At 64.1% G+C, this 1671-nt stretch carries 1 protein-coding gene; it reads left to right on the top strand.

The window, feature by feature from the left end; translation table 11 throughout:
• The first annotated feature begins 52 nt into the window (after positions 1-52).
• Positions 53-1642 (top strand): ISL3 family transposase, encoded by a 1590-nt coding sequence (locus FHR04_RS20650; RefSeq protein WP_139405051.1) that lies wholly within the window; start codon positions 53-55, stop codon positions 1640-1642.
• Positions 1643-1671 lie beyond the last annotated feature (29 nt).

Genomic DNA, 1671 nt, shown 5'->3' with positions numbered 1-1671 from the left:
GGAACTTCCGCACATTTGGTGATGCAGCATCAGTCCAGGCGCATCATTCGTCATGGACTACCAGGTCTTCCTCCCCGACCCGTCGAACCTCCGCTTCAACACGGCCCGGATCCAGCCCAAGACCCTCTGGCTCGATATTTGCAGCACTGCGATCAGCTCCACCTGCCCACACTGTGGCTGCGCGTCCACCCGCGTGCACAGCCATTACCAGCGTGTCCTCAAAGACCTGGCCTGCTTCGGGCGACACGTGCGCTTGCACCTGAATGTCCGGCGCTTCTTTTGCACGACCTCCACGTGCCCACAGCGCATCTTCTGTGAACGCCTCGCCATGGCCGCCCCGTGGCAGCGCCTGACCCGGCGACTTGCGGCGCAAGTCGCCTCGCTGACCCTGGAGGCGGGCGGGGAATGTTCGGCACGCTGTCTGGCGACGGTGGGCCAGCCGGTCAGTGCGGACACCCTCTTGCGCTCCGTTCCGGCGCCCTCGGCCTCCCCCTGCAGGCCGGTCTATGCCCTGGGAATTGACGACTGGGCATGGCGCAAGGGTCAGCGATACGGCACCATTCTGGTGGATCTGGATCGCCGCGAGCCCATTGACCTGCTACCTGACCGCGAGGTCGCCACCGTGGTGGCCTGGCTTCGACAGCATCCGGAAGTAAGGGTCATCACCCGAGATCGCTCCAGTGCGTATCAGGAGGCGGCCACTCTCGGTGCACCCCAGGCGCTTCAGGTGGCTGACCGCTGGCATCTGCTGAAGAATCTCAGGGAAACACTCGAACGTTTCCTGCAGCGTCTGCATCGCCCCATTCATGACGTCTTCCGCAAGGCAACCGGCTTGCCGGTTACCCCTTCGGCGGAGGGGGCGGCGGCTGTGTCTACCAACGCGTGCCCAGCGACGCCTCGAGCGGAGAGACGTTTTCAAGACATCCATCAACTCCACGCCCAGGGCTATTCCCCGAAACAGATCACCGAGCGCACCGGGCTCTGCCTGGTGACGGTGCGCAAGTACCTGAATTTGAGCGCCAGTCCTGGGCAGCCGCATCGCCCACGGCGGGGCAGACAGCTTGACCCTTACCGGGACTGGCTGACCGCGCAATGGGAAGCAGGAACCTGCAACGCCACGCATTTGTTCGAGGCCGTCAGGAAGCAGGGGTACACGGGCGGCTTCACCGTGGTCAGAGAGTGGTGCCGGGAACAGCGGCTGGGTGTGGATCAACAGGTCCCCAGTTCATCGGCCCTTCGGTGCCCGAGTGCCCGGGCATTGAGTTGGCTGCTGGTGCGTCCGGAGGTCGTCACCCAGCCCATGTCCGCGAGATTCCTGGCGGCATGCCGCCAGGAGTTGCCATGGTTCACGAAGGTGGAAACGCTGGTGCAGACGGGGTGGACGCTGCTTCGTGGACAGAGCAGAATTTCGCTGCGGGACTGGGTCCGTGACCTGACCGAGAGCGGCCTGCCGGAGTTGACACGGTTTGCCGTCGGCCTGGATCGGGATTTCGACGCGGTATTGGCCGCGGTGACGATGCCGCACAGCAACGGACAGGTAGAGGCCCAGGTGAACCGCCTCAAGACCTTGAAACGGGGGATGTACGGTCGCGCGGGCCTGAATCTGTTGCGGGCCAGACTGCTCTACCGACCACTCCACTGAGGCTGCATCACCAAATGTGCGGAAGTTCC

It is taken from the genome of Deinococcus radiopugnans ATCC 19172 (genome assembly GCF_006335125.1).
GTDB classification, from domain to species: Bacteria; Deinococcota; Deinococci; order Deinococcales; family Deinococcaceae; genus Deinococcus; species Deinococcus radiopugnans.
The sequence above is the reverse complement of the archived record's forward strand: the minus strand, read 5'-3'. Positions and strand labels throughout refer to the sequence as shown.

Excerpts from the sequence above, each read along its gene's own strand:
- FHR04_RS20650 (WP_139405051.1), top strand. The coding sequence starts at position 53 with ATGGACTACCAGGTCTTCCTCCCCGACCCGTCGAACCTCCGCTTCAAC.